The 15,043-nt window shown below is 70.9% G+C and carries 15 protein-coding genes; 2 read left to right on the top strand and 13 right to left on the bottom strand.

Annotation, left to right across the window (positions count from 1 at the left end; translation table 11 throughout):
• Positions 1 to 58 precede the first annotated feature (58 nt).
• From OHS57_RS30470 to ggt, 3 genes are all read right to left on the bottom strand, one after another.
• Positions 59 to 442, bottom strand: coding sequence for a PPOX class F420-dependent oxidoreductase (locus OHS57_RS30470; protein ID WP_241778674.1), 384 nt, complete (start codon positions 440 to 442; stop codon positions 59 to 61).
• A gap of 10 nt (positions 443 to 452) precedes the next feature.
• Positions 453 to 1,661 carry an alginate lyase family protein gene (locus tag OHS57_RS30465; protein ID WP_328583967.1) on the bottom strand — a complete coding sequence of 403 codons (1,209 nt, stop codon included), beginning with the start codon at positions 1,659 to 1,661 and terminating at the stop codon, positions 453 to 455.
• 109 nt (positions 1,662 to 1,770) lie between these two features.
• Positions 1,771 to 3,588, bottom strand: a complete 1,818-nt coding sequence (gene ggt, locus OHS57_RS30460; RefSeq protein ID WP_328583966.1) for a gamma-glutamyltransferase — start codon at positions 3,586 to 3,588, stop codon at positions 1,771 to 1,773.
• A gap of 106 nt (positions 3,589 to 3,694) precedes the next feature.
• Between ggt and OHS57_RS30455 the strand changes: the two genes are divergently transcribed.
• Positions 3,695 to 4,441 (top strand): hypothetical protein, encoded by a 747-nt coding sequence (locus OHS57_RS30455; protein ID WP_041992491.1) that lies wholly within the window; start codon positions 3,695 to 3,697, stop codon positions 4,439 to 4,441.
• Positions 4,442 to 4,864: 423 nt separating this feature from the next.
• On the opposite strand, the gene OHS57_RS30450 is transcribed toward OHS57_RS30455, so the two are convergent.
• The 5 genes from OHS57_RS30450 to OHS57_RS30430 all read right to left on the bottom strand — a co-directional run bounded on the left by OHS57_RS30450 (position 4,865) and on the right by OHS57_RS30430 (position 8,718).
• Positions 4,865 to 5,305 (bottom strand): DUF6278 family protein, encoded by a 441-nt coding sequence (locus OHS57_RS30450; RefSeq protein ID WP_328583965.1) that lies wholly within the window; start codon positions 5,303 to 5,305, stop codon positions 4,865 to 4,867.
• 65 nt (positions 5,306 to 5,370) lie between these two features.
• The gene (locus OHS57_RS30445; RefSeq protein ID WP_328583964.1) at positions 5,371 to 6,150 is read right to left on the bottom strand and encodes an exodeoxyribonuclease III; all 780 of its coding nucleotides are present in this window, start codon (positions 6,148 to 6,150) and stop codon (positions 5,371 to 5,373) included.
• A gap of 47 nt (positions 6,151 to 6,197) precedes the next feature.
• The gene (locus OHS57_RS30440; protein WP_041992484.1) at positions 6,198 to 6,830 is read right to left on the bottom strand and encodes an MBL fold metallo-hydrolase; all 633 of its coding nucleotides are present in this window, start codon (positions 6,828 to 6,830) and stop codon (positions 6,198 to 6,200) included.
• Positions 6,831 to 6,881: 51 nt separating this feature from the next.
• The gene (gene pcaDC, locus OHS57_RS30435) at positions 6,882 to 8,138 is read right to left on the bottom strand and encodes a bifunctional 3-oxoadipate enol-lactonase/4-carboxymuconolactone decarboxylase PcaDC (protein WP_443043108.1); all 1,257 of its coding nucleotides are present in this window, start codon (positions 8,136 to 8,138) and stop codon (positions 6,882 to 6,884) included.
• Between the two features lie 202 nt (positions 8,139 to 8,340).
• On the bottom strand, positions 8,341 to 8,718 hold the full coding sequence (locus tag OHS57_RS30430; RefSeq protein WP_328583962.1) for a MerR family transcriptional regulator: 378 nt from the start codon (positions 8,716 to 8,718) through the stop codon (positions 8,341 to 8,343).
• Positions 8,719 to 8,837: 119 nt separating this feature from the next.
• Here OHS57_RS30430 and OHS57_RS30425 point away from each other — a divergent pair, with 119 nt between their 5' ends.
• Positions 8,838 to 9,914: an alkene reductase gene (locus OHS57_RS30425; RefSeq protein ID WP_328583961.1), complete on the top strand. Its 1,077-nt coding sequence runs from the start codon at positions 8,838 to 8,840 to the stop codon at positions 9,912 to 9,914.
• A gap of 25 nt (positions 9,915 to 9,939) precedes the next feature.
• Here the strand turns inward: OHS57_RS30425 and OHS57_RS30420 are convergent, their stop codons facing one another.
• From OHS57_RS30420 to OHS57_RS30400, 5 genes are all read right to left on the bottom strand, one after another.
• A complete protein-coding gene (locus OHS57_RS30420; RefSeq protein ID WP_041992477.1) occupies positions 9,940 to 10,518 on the bottom strand; it encodes a hypothetical protein in 579 nt (192 codons plus the stop codon).
• Positions 10,515 to 11,678: an ROK family glucokinase gene (locus tag OHS57_RS30415; RefSeq protein WP_328583960.1), complete on the bottom strand. Its 1,164-nt coding sequence runs from the start codon at positions 11,676 to 11,678 to the stop codon at positions 10,515 to 10,517. Before OHS57_RS30415 ends, OHS57_RS30420 begins: the two co-directional genes overlap by 4 nt.
• A gap of 240 nt (positions 11,679 to 11,918) precedes the next feature.
• Positions 11,919 to 12,863: an ATP-binding cassette domain-containing protein gene (locus OHS57_RS30410; protein ID WP_328583959.1), complete on the bottom strand. Its 945-nt coding sequence runs from the start codon at positions 12,861 to 12,863 to the stop codon at positions 11,919 to 11,921.
• Positions 12,860 to 13,927 (bottom strand): ABC transporter permease, encoded by a 1,068-nt coding sequence (locus OHS57_RS30405; RefSeq protein ID WP_041992472.1) that lies wholly within the window; start codon positions 13,925 to 13,927, stop codon positions 12,860 to 12,862. The genes OHS57_RS30410 and OHS57_RS30405 overlap by 4 nt, the downstream gene beginning before the upstream one ends.
• Entirely contained in the window at positions 13,924 to 14,946 is a 1,023-nt protein-coding gene (locus tag OHS57_RS30400) for a sugar ABC transporter substrate-binding protein (protein ID WP_198533337.1), read from the bottom strand. The genes OHS57_RS30405 and OHS57_RS30400 overlap by 4 nt, the downstream gene beginning before the upstream one ends.
• Between the last annotated feature and the right edge of the window lie 97 nt (positions 14,947 to 15,043).

The following is a 15,043-nucleotide window of genomic DNA, read 5'->3' as shown; positions in this document are numbered from 1 at the left end:
TTACGGGACGGCTACGCGCGGTTTTCCGGGAGCTACGGGGTTAAGGGGGCGGCAGAGGTCAGAGGGACACGGCGATACCGGTCTGGGGGCGCTTGCCGCGTCGGATGATCTTGGCGGGCCAGTCGGCCAGCCAGTACTGCCAGGTGTACTTGCGGGCGAGGAGTTTACGGACCCGCTCGGTGCCGTCCTCGTCGAGCAGCCGCGCGGTGCCGTGCGCGGTGGGCGCGCCTGCGGCGATCCGGCCGCGCATGTCGCAGACGGTGACGACGACCCGGCTGTCGTTGCGGATCCGCTTCACCTTCCACGCGTCGGAGCTGGTCCAGATGAACAGCTGACCTTCGTCCACCGCGTGCCAGACGGGGGTGGCGACCCCCCGGCCGTCCTTGCGGTAGGTGGTCAGGCTGACATAGCGGCTGCGGCCGAGTTCGTCGAGGGTGCTCACGCGTTCGACCTTACGCCGTCGTCGGGTTGTCGGCATGGGTGAGCGTCTCCCACGCGACGAACAGGTCGTCGGTGCCTGCCGGGCGCTGCCGCTCGGCGAGCCGCTCGGTCAGCGGGAGTTCGCGGTGCATCCGGCCTTCGAGGTGGTTGAGCGCGACCTCCACGTCGGGGCCCATCGTCCGGGTGACCTTGCCGCCGCACAGCCATGTCGGCGGTTTCGCGCCGAGTTGGTAGCGGGCGTGGAACTCCAGCGCCGCGGTGAGCCGGTCGGCCTGCTCGCCGTACAGGTCGACGCCCTGGTGCCAGGCCGTCTCGGCGATGTGCGCCGTGGAGGCCAGCGAGTAGCCGATGTGCATGAAGTTGCGGCAGGTCTCCTGGCCGAGGCCGTCGGCGAAGGTGCGCTGGCCGAACCAGTACGTGGACAGCTGCCCCGGCGTGCGGATGGTGCCGCCGGGGGGCGCCTTGGGCAGCTTGCCGTCCGACGCGAGGTAGAAGTACGCGGGGACACGGGCCCGGAAGCGGCGCAGCGAGTCGTCGAAAAGTTTGTGGTCCTCCAGGAAGACGGACATGCCGATGGCCGCGTCGGTCATCGCCAGTTCCCAGTTCCCGTTGTAGTCGGGCACCTTGGCGGTGACGTCGGGCAGATACGCCTTGCGCAGCATCCACTTGAAGCGCATCACCGCGGGCTCGCGCCACTGCGGGTAGCCGGCGTGCATGATCTCGGCCGCCCGCGACCAGGTGGAACCGGTCCACGCGGTCTGCAGGTCGGCGTCGTCCTTGGTGTGCCGTTTGACCACCTTCGACCAGGCGTCCATGATCTGCACCGACTTGCGGGCGTGTTCGGGCCTGCCGGTGACGGACCACATCAGCGCCTGGGTGTACGCGGCGATGGCGTCCTCGCGTTCGGCGACGCAGGCGGGCGCGCCGTTGTTGGACGCGCAGGCCACCACAGCGGCGGGGTGCGCGGTGTAGCCGGGCTTCGCGTACCGGCTGGCGCTCATGGCCGTGAACGCCGAGGCCCAGGGTTCCTGCCCGGCGGCGACCTTTCGCCGTACGGTCGCCAGCTGCGCGCCGCCGACCACCACGCCCGGGTGGCGGAACTGCGCCGGGCTGCTGCGGTTGGAGGCGGCGCCGGGCGTGGCGGGCGCCGGGGCGCAGGCGCCGAGCAGCGCGAGCGAGCCGGTGAGCGCGAGGAGGGCGATCTTCTTGGCGACGGACACGCCCCCACCGTCGCCCGGCGGCGGGGGCTCCGCAATCGGCGGCCACCCGACGGGTGGTCGTATACGCCCAGGTGGCGGGTCCCTGCGCCCGGGACCCGCCCGCGTGCGACTACCGGCCGGCGGGCCGTACCACCATCGCCGAGCCGCCGCCGCGGCGTACCGGTTCGGCGGCGGCCTGCCAGCGGCCGTCAGGCAGCCGCTCGACGCCGGTGGCGGCGCCGATCTCGGCGACCTGGGTGAAGGAGTGTCCGACGGCCTCCAGCTGCGCGCGCAACGGGCTGTTCCACAGGGCCGGTTCGAGTTCGGTCGCGGCGGCGTTGCGCTGGCTGGCGCGCGGTGCGGCAATCGCGTCGTCCAGTGCCAGACCCCGGTCGATACGGCCGGTCAGGGTCTGCAGCACGGTCGTGATGATGGTCGCGCCGCCGGGTGAGCCGACGGCGAGCACCGGGCGGCTGTGCTTGTCGAGGACGATCGTCGGGGAGATCGAGGAGCGCGGCCGCTTGCCGGGGCCCGGCAGGTTCGGGTCGTGCACGGCGGGGTTCGCCGGGGCGAAGGAGAAGTCCGTCAGCTCGTTGTTGAGCAGGAAGCCGCGGCCCGGCACGGTGATGGCGCTGCCGCCGGTCTGCTCGATGGTGAGCGTGTACGCGACGACGTTGCCCCACTTGTCGGCCACGGTGAGGTGCGTGGTGTTCTCGCCCTCGTACGTCGTCGGCGCGGCCGTGCCGCCGGGCGCGCAGGGCGCGGGACGGCGGGGGTCACCGGGTGCGAGCGGGCTGCTGAGGACCGCGTCGTCGGAGATCAGGCAGGCGCGCGAGTCGGCGAACCGCTGCGAGAGCAGGCCCTTGGTGGGGACGTCCTCGAAGGCCGGGTCACCGACCCAGCGGCCGCGGTCGGCGAAGGCGATCCGGCTCGCCTCGATGTAGTGGTGCAGGTACTGCGCCTGGGATTCCTTCGAAAGGCGGCTGCGCTCAAGGATGTTGAGCGCTTCACCGACGCTCGTGCCGCCCGAGGACGACGGCGCCATGCCGTACACGTCGAGTCCCCGGTAGGAGACCTCGGTGGGGGCCCGCTTCACCGTGCGGTAGGCGGCCAGGTCGGCGGCGGTCAGATCGCCGGTGCGGACGTTACGGGTGGAGCCGGGCGCGACGGGCGGCTTGCGCACCGTACGGACGATGTCGCGGCCGAGCGCGCCCCGGTAGAGCAGATCGGTGCCCTTGCGGCCCAACTCCTCGTAGGTCCGGGCCAGATCCGGGTTCTTCAGCGCGGAGCCGACGACCGGCAGCTGTCCGCCGGGCAGGAAGATCTTCGCGGAGGCGGGGAAGTCGGCGAACCGCGCCTGGTTGTCCTTGGTCTGGGAGCGGAACGTGTCGTCGACGGTGAACCCGTTCTTCGCCAGCCGCTCGGCGGGCTTCAGCACCTGGCCGAGGGACTTGCTGCCCCAGGAGTCGAGGGCGGTGTCCCAGGTGGCGGCCGTGCCGGGGGTGCCGACGCTGCGGCCGCTGGTCACCGCGTCGGCGAAGGCGAGGGGTTTGCCGTTCTCCAGGAAGAGCGAGGTGTCCGCCGACTTGGGCGCGGTCTCGCGGCCGTCGATCGTGTGGACGCTGCGGCTCTTGGCGTCGTAGTAGACGAAGTAGCCGCCACCGCCGATGCCCGCCGAGTACGGCTCGGTGACACCGAGCGCGGCCGCCGTGGCGACGGCGGCGTCCACGGCGTTGCCGCCGTGCTTGAGCACGTCGATCCCCGCGGCCGTCGCGTCGGTGTCGACGCTGGCCACCGCGCCGCCGTAGCCGGTGGCCACCGGTGTCTTCGCCGGCGTGCCGGGTGGCGCGGCCGACTGCCGTGCGGCGGAAGGTGCCACGGCTCCGATCGACAGCATGGCCGCGGCGACGGCGACAAGCGAGACATTCCGTGCGGCTGAGCGACGCATCCGTACCTCCAGTCAAGAACCGTCCGGGAACTGTAACTTCAGCGCACCCCACTCGTCAGGACCGCGTCTCGAACAATGGTGCGTTGCCCCGATAGCATGCGCGCCCATGACTGACGACGTACGCAACATCGTGCTCGGCGTGGTCGCCGCCCTGATATGTGCGGCTCTGGGCTGGCTCGCCCGCTCGTCCCTGTGGCGGCGCAAGCTCGGCAGGAAGCAGGAATTCTTCGGACTGCCGGGAAACTCCGAGTGCTTGATGGTCGTCAACCGCGAGGCGGGCGGTGACGGCGCCGTACTGCGCCATGACGTCTTCGCCCTGCTGGAGGTCGCGGCCCTGGTGAAGGAGTGCGGCGCGCACGCGCAGATCGTGCAGCACGACGCGGCGCAGCAGGGCTTCGGCGAGCGTACGGAGTTCTGCTTCGGCGGGCCCGGGTCCAACCGGCGGATGGCGGCGCATCTGAAGTCGCTGCTGCCGGGGGTCGGCGTCAACACGGACGCGACGCCGGGTCCTGACCGCGGCGCGTTCCAGATCGGTTCCGAGCGCTACCGGGTGGATCCGGGTGTGGCGGAGTACGTACTGCTGGCGCGGCTGACGGCCGGACAGGGCACGCGGCCGGTGTTCCTCTTCTGCGGACAGCGGGCCATCACCAACCAGGCGGCCTCGCGCTATCTGGCCCGCCACCACGAGCGGCTGTTCCGCAAGCACGGCGGGAGTTCGTTCTGTCTGCTGCTGAAGGTCGCCAACTCACAGGCGTACGGGCCGGATGTGGTGGAGCTGGTCGCCGATGTCACGCGCGCCGCGCAGGAACCCGCCCCGGTCCTGGCACGCACGTCCCATCGGGCCAAGGAGTAGAGAGCGGCGCCCCCGTCGCGTTCCACGGCGACGCGGGCCCGCTCCACACCGAGCACAACCCGACCGGCTCGCAGCTGACCTTCTCCCCTGAACGAGAAGTGATCTCCGGCTGCTGCCGGACGGGCCATTGCCCCTGAGCTACTGCGCTCCCGGCAGCAGCGTCCCTGGTTCGGCCGGGCTGACACCCGCGGCCGGCGTTCTCGATAGGGATGAACGGCAAAGGGTAGTCGAGATTCGTCGCGATGAGCTTGCGTTGACGCCATGTGGCTCGGTCGGCGGATCGACGGCCATACGCTGTTCTACCCACTCTCGGCGGTGTCGGGGTCAGCGCAAACTATCCATGCCGACAAGGGACTTCACACCCGACACGCATAAATGGTGCATAAGTGACATTTACTGCCGGGGTGATCGGCGGTGCCACCGTCAGGCCTCGGCCGCCTCCGCGTAGACCTGGGCCAGTTCGGGGGTGCCGGTGACCGCCCATTCGAGCCCGGCCTCCACCACCTGGATCTCCCGGCCGGAGGCGAGCCGCACCACCGGGTGACCGCCCGGCCAGATGTGCCAGAGGGCGCCGGGGACCGTCCGGACGATCACCGTGCCCAGATACAGCCCCGCGTCGTTGCCCAGCCAGGGCATCTCCTCGGGGTCGTCACGCCAGCGCGGCGGGAGCTGGTCGAGTTCGTCCAGGGACCCCGGCGAGTCGTCGAGTCTCAGACCGCTCTGCCCCGCCCGGACGCGCAGCAGTTCGCACTCCGAGAGCAGCTCCGTGACGCCCTCCTGCTCGCCGCCGACCGCGGTGGCGAGCGGCGTCGCCTGGATACCGGCGTGCTTCCTGCGCCAGTTGTCCAAGAAGGGGATGTTCATACGACTCAGCCTGCCATCACCCCCGCCGGGGCACCATAGGGGCGCGCGGGGGCGCGGCGTCCGGCTCAGACGTCGAGGTCCACGACGACAGGAGCGTGGTCGGAGGCGCCCTTGCCCTTGCGCTCCTCGCGGTCGACGTAGCTGTCCTTGACGGCCGTGGCGAAGGGGCCGTTGCCGTACACGAGGTCGATCCGCATGCCCCTGTTCTTGGGGAAGCCGAGGCTGCGGTAGTCCCAGTAGGTGAAGGGACGGTCGTACTTCAGCGGCCGGGGCATCACGTCGGACAGGCCCTCGTCGCGCAGGGCAGCGAGAGCGGCGCGCTCCTTGGGGGTGACGTGGGTGGCCCCCTCGAACTGGGAGCGGTCCCAGACGTCCTCGTCCGTCGACGCGATGTTGAAGTCGCCGAGGACGGCGAAGGGGCGCTCCCCCGCCGCGTCTGCGGCGACGGCGGCGCGCAGCGCCTCCAGCCAGCGCAGCTTGTAGGCGTAGTGGTCATGGCCGACCTCGCGGCCGTTCGGCACGTACACCGACCAGAGGCGGACGGGGCCGCAGGTCGCCGAGACGGCCCGCGGCTCCTGCACGCCCTCGTACTCGGGTCCCTCCGGGAGGCCGCTGACCACGTCGTCGAGACCGACACGGGAGATCAGCGCCACCCCGTTCCACCGGCCGCTCGCGTTGACCGCCGACTCGTACCCCAGCTCGCGCAGCGGCTCGGCGGGGAACTGCTCGGCGGTGGACTTGGTCTCCTGGACGCACAGCACGTCCGTGCCGCTGCTCTCCAGCCAGGCCAGCAGCCGGGGCAGCCGAGCGGTGATCGAATTGACATTCCAGGTCGCGATGCGCATGCGGGACAGCCTATCGGCGGGGTCCGACAGTCACCGTCCCGCGCCGGTCAGACCTCGGTGGAGTCGCCGGATGCGAACCTGGCGTGGTCGGCGGCTGCCAGGGCGCCGATCTGCCCGTCGTAGACCGGCCGGGCCAGCTCGGTGAGCAGCGCGTCATGGATGTCGAAGGCCCGCAGGGGCTTGACCTCGCGGACGTAGTCGATCACCTCGGAGAGCTTGTTCCACGGCGCGTGCACCGGCAGCAGCAGGGTCTCGACCTGCTGGTCCGGCACGGTCAGCGCGTCGCCGGGGTGGAACACCGAGCCGTCCAGGAGATAGCCGACATTGGTGATGCGCGGGATGTCGGGGTGGATCACGGCGTGCAGCTCGCCGTGCACCTGTACGTCGAATCCGGCGGCGCTGAAGGTGTCCCCGTGGCCGACGGTGTGCACCCGGCCGGGAAAGGCCGCCGAGACCTGGTCGGCGACGCTGCTCAGCGTCCACAGCTCGGCGGCGGGGTTCGCTTCGAGCGCCGCGCGGAGCCTGCCCTCGTGGAAGTGGTCGGGGTGCTCATGGGTGACGAGCACGGCGTCGGCGCCGGCCGCCGCGTCCTGCTCGCTGAAGCCTCCGGGGTCGATGACGAGTGTCCGCCCGTCCTTCTCCAGCCGGATACAGGAGTGCGTCTTCTTGGTGAGCTTCACCGTGGACCACCTTTCGTCTCGGACCGTCCGTACCGCTGTTCCATCATCCCGCTACGCCCCCGGCGCCGTCTCTTCCTGGATCACGGCCCTGGCCACCCGGAACGCGGAGTTCGCCGCGGGAACGCCGCAGTAGACGGCTGTCTGGATCAGTACTTCCTTGATCTCGGCGGGGGTGAGTCCGTTACGGAGCGCCGCCCGGGTGTGGAAGGCCAGCTCGTCCAGGTGTCCGCCCGCGACGAGCGCGGTGAGCGTCACACAGCTGCGGGTGCGGCGGTCCAGGCCGTCCCTGGTCCACACCTCGCCCCAGGCGTAGCGGGTGATCAGGTCCTGGAAGTCGCCGTCGAAGTCGTCGGAGGCGGCGAGGACGCGGTCCACATGGGCGTCGCCGAGCACCTGCCTGCGTACCCGCATGCCCGCCTCGTACGGGTCGGCGTGGCCCGTCGCGACCTGCGGCGGCTGTTCGGCCGGCGCGATCTCGGCGACGGGTCCCACGCTTGCCGACAGGCTCGGCGCGAACCGGCTCTCGGGGAGCACGGTCAGGCCGGTGGAGGTGTCGTTCGGGTTGTACCAGGCGGTGGAGAAGTGCCGCAGCAGCAGGTCGGTGACGGCGGCGGGCTGCTCGACCGGCGCCAGGTGCGAGGCGCCGGGCACCAGCGCGAGCCGGGCGTCCGGTATGCCGGCGACCAGGGTGCGCGCCTCGGCGGGCCCGGTGACCTGGTCCTCGGCGCCGACGAGTACGAGCGTCGGCACGGCGATACGGCCCAGCTCGGCCCGGATGTCGAAGGCGGCCAGCGCCTCGCAGGCGGCGATGTAGCAGCCGGGGTCGGTGGTGCGCACCATCTGGACGGCCCACTCGACGATGGCCGGCTGGGCGGCGGCGAAGCCCGGCGTGAACCAGCGCTCGGGAGCGGCGCGCGCCATCGGGTCGAGCCCGTTGGCCCGGACGATCACACCGCGCTGGCGGAACTCGTCGGCGGTCCCGAACCGCGGCGACGCCGCCACCACGGCGAGCGAGGCGATCCGGTCGGGCCGGCGCAGCGCCAGCTCGGCGCCGACGGCGGCGGCGATGGAACAGCCCGCGTAGCCGAACCGCTGGACCCCGAGGGCGTCGAGCGTGGCGAGCAGCCGCTGCGCCAGCTCCGGAATGCCGCTGGCCGCGTGGGCGGGAGCACCGCCGTGCCCCGGCAGGTCGAACCGGACCACCCGCCAGTGCCGGGCCAGCTCGGGCACCTGACGATCCCACATATGCCAGGTGGTCCCCAGCGAGGGGCCGAGGACCAGCACGGGCGCGTCTTCGGGACCGTCCATCCGGTACTGCAGTGTCTTGGGAGGCGTCGTCTCACTCACCCGCTCACGCTCTCATGTCACCCGATCACTCATGACCGCGCGGTCTGTCCCCCTCCAGAAAACCGTGCAATCCCCACACAACGCGGCAGCCCCGTGCCGGAACTCATCGTCGGATGACCGATGGCCGATGCCCGATGGCCGACCCTCGCCCGAGGCCGGGCCGTCAGTGGTGCGCCGGTTCGCGCAGGGTCTCGCGGTGGGCGCGGGCCGTCTCCATCAGCGCCTCCAGGGCCTCCTGGGTGCGCGTGAGGTCGCGGATGTGGGCGGCGAGCCGGGCGTGTTCCTGGGCCATGCGTGCCAGCGCGGCGTCGGAGTTGTCCGTGCTCGGGGAGTCGACGCACGGCAGCAGTTCGGCGATGGTGCGGCTGGACAGGCCCGCGGTGTAGAGGCGTTGGATGAACCAGACGCGCTCGACCTCGTCGTCCGTGTAGTGCCGCTGGCCGCTGGGGCTGCGGGTGCTGGCGAGCAGGCCCTGCTCCTCGTAGTAGCGCAGGGACCGGATGCTGACTCCGGTACGTGCGGCGAGTTCCCCGATACGCATGCCGTCCTCCGGGCTGTGAGCTGCGGCACAGGACTTGCCTCTGACATCCATGTGAGCTTTTAGCGTACTCCCGTGCCCGGAAGCCGGGCGACGGCGAGCGCATACCGAGGAGCCCCGCGATGACGAGCCTTTTCCACTCCTACCGGTTCGGTGACCTGACCCTGCCCAACCGGCTGGTGATGGCCCCCATGACCCGGATCAGGGCTGCGGCCGACGGGCTGGCGACGCCGTCCATGGCGACGTACTACGCCCAGCGGGCGACGGCCGGACTGATCGTGACCGAGGGGGTGCAGCCCAGTCTTGTCGGGCAGTCCAGCCCGGGCACGCCGGGGCTGCACACCGACGAACAGGTCGCGGCGTGGCGTCCGGTGACGGCGGCGGTGCACGCCAGCGGCGGACGGATCTTCGCCCAGCTCATGCACGGCGGGCGGGTCTCGCACCCCGACACCACCGGCAGCGTGCCCGTGGGACCGTCGGCCGTGCCCGCCGTCGGCGAGGTGTTCACGCCGACCGGCCCCAAGCCCGCGCCGGTGCCGCGCGCCCTGGACACCGCCGAGGTCCCGGAACACGCCGAGTCGTACGCGCTGGCCGCCCGGCGCGCCGTCGACGCCGGTTTCGACGGGGTGGAGCTGCACGGCGCCAACGGCTATCTCATCTCGCAGTTCCTGTCGTCCAACGCCAATCTGCGGACAGACCGTTACGGGGGCTCGACGGCGAACCGGATCCGCTTCGCCGTCGAGGCGGTGGCGGCGACCGCCGCTGCCGTCGGCGGGCACAGGACCGGGATCCGGCTCTCTCCGGCCGCCGGGTTCTGGGGAGTCGAGGAGACCGACTCGGCCGCCCTGTACGCCGAGTTGCTGACCGAACTGGCCCGGCTCGACCTGGCCTACGTCCATCTGGAGGCCACCGCCGACGAAGAGGTGCTGCTCGGCCTGCGGCGCGCCTGGCCCGGCACCTTGATCATGAATCCGGTGCTGCCCATGGGCGCCAAGCAGACCGGCCTGGCCGAGGCCGACCACTGGCTGGGCCTCGGCGCCGAACTCATCAGCTTCGGCCGCGCGTTTCTCGCCAACCCGGACCTGGTCGAGCGGCTGCGCGGCGGGCTGCCGCTCGCCCCCGTCGACGAGACGACGTACTACCAGGGCGGTGACGCGGGCTATCTCACCTACCCCGCGTATCAGCACACGGCGGCGTAAGCCGTGACCCGGCGCCGCGGGCAGGTCAGGGTGTGGTCGTGGAGACGACGAAGACGCGCGGGAAGCCGGGGTCCGCCAGGTCCACGATCACGTTCTGGCTGGGCAACGGGTCCTTCTGCTTGTGGCTGAGGCCGGCCCATTTGTGGTCGGGGATGTCGAAGTCCCAGCCGGCGATCTTCTGGTCACGCTTCGAGATGGTGACCGCGCCGTTCTTGAGCGCCGAGCGGCTCGTGCCCATCTCGGTCAGGAAGGAGTCGAGCCGCCCCGACGTGACGTCGAACTGGGCGTAGAGCCGGCTGGACTTCCAGTTGCTCGTCTCGTAGTAGCGCACCCCGGTGGCGCCGCCGGGGATCGGCACGTCGTAGATCCGCTTCTTCATCCCGGCGGGGCGTACCGGCTGGAGGCCGGTGGCCAGGGTCTCGGCCTCCTTGGCGCGCCCGCTCTCGCGGCTCTGCTCGGCCGCCACGGCGAGATAGCCGGCCGGGATGCCGACGAGGAGCACGATGACGATGGCGGTGAACCAGCGTCTGGCGTTGCGGTGACCTCGGTTCTCCGGGGGCCTGGCTCTGTCGTCGGGCTGTGCGGGACGGCGGGGCACGGTCATGACGGCGGTTCCTGGGTCGGGGTCGTGCGGGTGGTCCTGATGGCCTGTGCGTAGCGTTCGTAGCGCTCGTGCCGCTCCACCCGGCGGCGGGTGGCCCGGCGGAACCTGCGGGCCACCAGCCGGGCCAGGTCGGCGGCGCCGACCATGCCGGCCTCGGGACCGAGCTCTGCCTTCACGATACGGGCCTCGGGGCGGTAGCCGCGCCCCGTGAGGTGCCGGCGGAACGCGTCGCGCGCCGGGCCGATCAGCAGGTCGTCCGCCGCGCTGACGCCGCCGCCGATGACGAAGCAGGACGGGTCGAGCGCCGCCGCCAGGTTGGCGATGCCGACCCCGAGCCACTGTCCGATGTCCTGGAACAGCTCGACGCACATGGCGTCGCCGTCGCGGGCCAGCTCGGTGATCAGCGGTCCGGTGATCTCGTGGACGTTGCCCTTGACCCGGTCGATGAGGCTGTACGCGACGGGCGAGTCGGCCGCGGCGAGTTCCTTGGCCTCCCGGACGAGGGCGTTGCCCGAGCTGTACTGCTCCCAGCAGCCGCGGTTGCCGCACGGGCAACGGTGGCCGCCCGGCACGACCTGCATATGGCCGAACTCGCCTGCGACGCCGAACTTGCCGCGCTTGACCTGGCCGTCCTCCAGGATCGCGCCGCCGATCCCGGTACCGAGCGTGATCATGACCAGATGGTCCTCGCCGCGGCCCGCGCCGAAGCGCCATTCCGCCCAGGCGGCGGTGTTGGCGTCGTTGTCGACCATCACGGGGACGGCGAGCCGGGAGGCGAGCGCGTCCCTGAGGGGTTCGTCGCGCCAGGCCAGGTGGGGGGCGAACAGCACCTTGGAGCGGTCGGCGTCGACCCAGCCGGCCGCTCCGATGCCGACGGCGTGCACGTCGTGCCGGTCGGAGAGGTCGAGGACCAGCTCCACGATGGTGTCCTCGACGACCCGGGGGCTCTTGGACTTGTCGGGCGTCTCGGTGCGCAGCTTCTCCAGGATGTTGCCGTCGGCGTCGACGACGCCCGCCATCACCTTCGTACCGCCGATGTCGATACCGACGGTGGGCACCCTGGGCGCGGTCAGATGGGAGCGCCGCTCACGGGTGCCGACGGTCCGCAGGACGGTGCCGCGGGTGCTGCCGCGGCCGGCGAAGTCACGGTACGTACTCATCGGGCGGGCCCCCTCGTGTCCGTCGGCTCAGGCCTGCCGTACCGAGTGCGCCGGCTGATTGCTCGCACGAGTCGTGTCGTCCCTGTGGGGTCGGGGCCTGCCGCCCGGGTGGGCGAAGGCGGCGGACGGTGCCCGCCGGTGCGAATTCTGCCATCCGGAGGGTAAGAGCCCGGTGTGCGGCCCGGTAAGCGGACGGAGCGCGTCGCTCCGGTCCTGCCGCCGGGCCGCCGGGGCGTACGGTCAGTCCTTCTCGGCCGTGCCGGCCTTCTCGGTCCTCCCGGCCGTCTCGGCCGGACGCCCGCCGAAATGGCTCGGGGCCGGGGCTGCGGCCAGTTCGTGGCTCAGCTCCTCCAGCTCGGAGCCGCCGGCCATCTGCCGGGTGATCTCGTCCAGGGTGATCGAGTCCTTGGTGTGGCTGCCCGCCATGACCCCGCGCTTGAGCAGCACGAAGCGGTTGCCGACGAGATACGCGTGGTGCGGGTTGTGGGTGATGAGCACCACGCCGAGGCCCGCGTCGCGCGCCGCGGCCACGTACTTCAGCACCACGCCGGACTGCTTGACCCCGAGCGCCGCCGTCGGCTCGTCCAGGACCAGCACCTTCGCGCCGAAGTAGACGGCGCGCGCGATGGCGACGCACTGGCGCTCACCGCCGGACAGGGTGCCGATGGGCTGGTCGACGTCGCGCAGGTCGATGCCCATCCGCAGCAGCTCGGAGCGGGTCGTCTCACGCATCAGCCTGACGTCGAGCCGCTTGAAGGGGCCCGCCCCCTTCGTCGGCTCGGAGCCGAGGAAGAAGTTGCGCCACACCGGCATCAGCGGGACGACGGCGAGGTCCTGGTAGACCGTGGCGATCCCCAGGTCCAGGGCCTCGCGCGGGGAGGACAGCGAGGCCTTCGCGCCCTCGATCAGGAAGTCGCCCGAGTCGTGCTGGTGCAGCCCGGCGATGATCTTGATCAGGGTGGACTTGCCCGCGCCGTTGTCGCCGAGCACACAGGTGATCTCGCCGGGGTGCACCTCCAGCGAGACGCCTTCCAGGGCGCGGACATTGCCGTAGTACTTGCTGACGTCGGCCAGCTCGACCAGGGGCGTCGCCCGCTGCTCGGGCCGGGGGTCCGGTGCCGGCTCCGTCCGCGGCGCCGTGTCCGGCTGCGGCTGGTCCGTCGGGTCGGTCTGCGGCTCGCTCATCGGGTCGCCTCCGCGCGCTTACGCACCCACGCGTTGAGCAGGGTGGCCAGAAGGAGCATCGCTCCGAGGAAGAACTTGAACCAGTCCGGGTTCCACTCCGCGTACACGATGCCCTTGCTGGTCATGCCGAAGATGAAGGCGCCGACAGCGGCGCCGATCGCCGAACCGTAGCCGCCGGTGATCAGACAGCCGCCGATGACGGCCGCGATGATGTAGATCAGCTCGTTCCCGACGCCCTCGCCCGACTGGACGACGTCGAAGGAGAACAGCAGGTGCTGCCCGGAGACCCAGGCGCAGAACGCCACGCCCATGTACAGCAGGATCTTGGTGCGCATCACGGGGACACCGACGGCGCGTGCCGCGTCGGCGTTGCCGCCGGCGGCGAAGATCCAGTTGCCGAAGCGGGTCCGCAGCAGGATCCAGGTGGCGAGCGCGACCAGGACGGCCCACCACAGGATGGTGACCTTCAGCTCGACGCCGCCGACGGTCCACTCCGAGGCGAACAGCTTCTTCGCCGAGGGGAAACCCTCCATGTCGCCGATGGACTTGGTCGAGACCGTGCCGCTGATGAGCTTCGTCAGACCGAGGTTGAGGCCGATGAGCATCAGATACGTGCCGAGCGTGATGATGAAGCTCGGCAGTTTGGTACGGGTCAGCATGACGCCGTTGAAGGCGCCGAGCGCGAGGGTCACCAGCAGGGAAACCCCCACGCCCACCCAGACGTTGGCGGTCATCTGGTAGCTGAACATCGAGGAGATCAGCGCCGAGCTGGTCACCATCACACCGGCCGACAGGTCGAACTCGCCGCCGATCATCAGCAGCGCCACCGGCACCGCCATGATGCCGATCGTGGACGCCGCGTACAGGACGGTGCCGAAGCTGGAGCCGCGCAGGAACGAGTCGGCGACGACGGCGAAGAAGAGGAAGACCGCGACGGCGCCCACGACCGAGCCCAGTTCCGGCCTGCCGAGCAGCTTGCGCAGCGGTGAGGTGCGCAGCAGCCGCTCGTCGGGTTCGGCGCCGCCGTCCGGCTTGCTGCCCACCGGTGGCGCTGTCGTCGTCATCGGGTCCCCCGCTTGGTGAACGCCTCCAGGGCGCCGGCGTCCTGCTTGGTGATCACCTGCGGTCCGGTGAGTACGGGCTGTCCGCCGCCGAGCACGTCGGCGTTGTACTTGTTGAGCCAGAGCAGGTCGACCGCCTCGTACCCCTGGAGGTACGGCTGCTGGTCCACGGCGAAGCCGAGCGTGCCCGCCTTGAGCGAGGCGGCGACGGACGCGTTGAGGTCGAAGGTGTCGACCTCGGCCTTGCTCTGCGCCGTGCCCTTGGCCTTGACGGCGGCGTCGGCGAACGGCGCGCCGAGGGTGACGACGGAGTCGATCGACGGGTCCGCCTGGAGCTTGGCCTCGATGGACGACTGGACGTCCGGCATGTTCGTGCCGTCGACGTACAGGTTCTGCAGCTGTCCGTCGAAGTTCTTCTTCGCACCGGCGCAGCGCTGCTCAAGACCGACGTTGCCCTGTTCGTGGACGACGCACAGCGCCTTCTTCTTGCCGCGCTTGTCGAGTTCGTCGCCGACGGCCTGGCCGGCGATCGTCTCGTCCTGGCCGATGTGGGTGAGCGCGCCGAACGCCTTGGACTGCTCGGCGCCCGAGTTGACCGTGATCACCGGGATGCCGGCCTTACGGGCCTTGGCGACGACGGCCTTCATGGCGTCGGGCTTGGCGAGTGTGACGATCAGCCCGTCGACCTTCTTGTCGATGTACGAGTCGACGAGCTGTGCCTGCTGCTGTCCCTCGTCGCTGTGCGCGTAGAGGAAGTTGACGTTGTCCTTGACCGCGGCCTGCTTGGCACCGCTCTGCACGATGTCCCAGAACGTGTCGCCGTCCCCGGAGTGGGTGACCATGGCGATGGTCCACTTCGGCGTGTTCACAGCGGCCCGTCCCTGGGCCTGGGCCGCCGCTTTCGCCGCCCGTTCCTCGGCGCGCCTGCCGCCGGTGCTGCTGCAGCCGGCGAGGACCGATGCCCCGAGGACCGCTGCCAGCACGGCGCTGGTCGCGCGTACCCCTGTCCGAACCCTTGTCACGACGTAGTGCCCTTCTCGCGAGATTACTCGGAGCAGTATCGGCCATCGTTGTTCGGTGCATGCTCATCGGGTACGCGGTCGAGCGTCAAGGGTTTGT

Origin of the sequence: Streptomyces sp. NBC_00370 (genome assembly GCF_036084755.1) — a bacterium.
Classification (GTDB): domain Bacteria; phylum Actinomycetota; class Actinomycetes; order Streptomycetales; family Streptomycetaceae; genus Streptomyces.
The sequence above is the reverse complement of the archived record's forward strand: the minus strand, read 5'-3'. Positions and strand labels throughout refer to the sequence as shown.

What these genes read in the sequence shown, in the direction of transcription:
- ggt (WP_328583966.1), bottom strand. Translation starts at nt 3,588, where the DNA reads ATGCGTCGCTCAGCCGCACGGAATGTCTCGCTTGTCGCCGTCGCCGCG.
- OHS57_RS30455 (WP_041992491.1), top strand. Translation starts at nt 3,695, where the DNA reads ATGACTGACGACGTACGCAACATCGTGCTCGGCGTGGTCGCCGCCCTG.
- OHS57_RS30450 (WP_328583965.1), bottom strand. Translation starts at nt 5,305, where the DNA reads ATGAACATCCCCTTCTTGGACAACTGGCGCAGGAAGCACGCCGGTATC.
- OHS57_RS30445 (WP_328583964.1), bottom strand. Translation starts at nt 6,150, where the DNA reads ATGCGCATCGCGACCTGGAATGTCAATTCGATCACCGCTCGGCTGCCC.
- pcaDC (WP_443043108.1), bottom strand. Translation starts at nt 8,138, where the DNA reads ATGGACGGTCCCGAAGACGCGCCCGTGCTGGTCCTCGGCCCCTCGCTG.
- OHS57_RS30430 (WP_328583962.1), bottom strand. Translation starts at nt 8,718, where the DNA reads ATGCGTATCGGGGAACTCGCCGCACGTACCGGAGTCAGCATCCGGTCC.
- OHS57_RS30425 (WP_328583961.1), top strand. Translation starts at nt 8,838, where the DNA reads ATGACGAGCCTTTTCCACTCCTACCGGTTCGGTGACCTGACCCTGCCC.
- OHS57_RS30420 (WP_041992477.1), bottom strand. Translation starts at nt 10,518, where the DNA reads ATGACCGTGCCCCGCCGTCCCGCACAGCCCGACGACAGAGCCAGGCCC.
- OHS57_RS30415 (WP_328583960.1), bottom strand. Translation starts at nt 11,678, where the DNA reads ATGAGTACGTACCGTGACTTCGCCGGCCGCGGCAGCACCCGCGGCACC.
- OHS57_RS30410 (WP_328583959.1), bottom strand. Translation starts at nt 12,863, where the DNA reads ATGAGCGAGCCGCAGACCGACCCGACGGACCAGCCGCAGCCGGACACG.
- OHS57_RS30405 (WP_041992472.1), bottom strand. Translation starts at nt 13,927, where the DNA reads ATGACGACGACAGCGCCACCGGTGGGCAGCAAGCCGGACGGCGGCGCC.